The 406-nt window shown below is 66.7% G+C and carries 1 protein-coding gene; it reads left to right on the forward strand.

Annotated features, from left to right (window positions below):
- Positions 1 to 36: 36 nt before the first annotated feature.
- The coding region (locus FE811_RS27195) for a hypothetical protein (RefSeq protein ID WP_140849622.1) at positions 37 to 406 on the forward strand (370 nt) is incomplete at its 3' end.

Consider the following 406-nt stretch of genomic DNA (forward strand, 5'->3'; position numbering starts at 1 on the left):
GATAATGCGGCGCCATTCGGATGAGGAGAGGGTGAGATGCCGAACAAAGCCACAGTCAGGGGCGTTCTGATGGATGCGACGCTTGCGCCGATCGCGGCGGGCAAGATCGTCGCGACGCTTCAGGGCTCGGACATATTCGACGGCGGGCTGCGGGTGGTGACGCAGAAGGTCGAGGCGACGACGGATGCGCAGGGCGGCTGGTCGCTGGATCTGATCGTGAACGGCGAGGGCGAGCGGGCGGGCACGACTTGGACCATCGAGGGCTACAACCACTATGTCGCCAAGGTGTTCGAGGCGAAATCGCTGTTCCTGGCCTCGGCGCTGGCGACGACGCTGGGCGAGCTGGAGCGGACCAGCGCGCAGAACCTGCGGGCCGCGCGCGAGGGCAACGTGGCGCGGCTGATCA

Origin of the sequence: Paracoccus sp. FO-3 (genome assembly GCF_006386455.1) — a bacterium.
In the GTDB taxonomy this organism is placed as follows: Bacteria; Pseudomonadota; Alphaproteobacteria; order Rhodobacterales; family Rhodobacteraceae; genus Paracoccus; species Paracoccus versutus.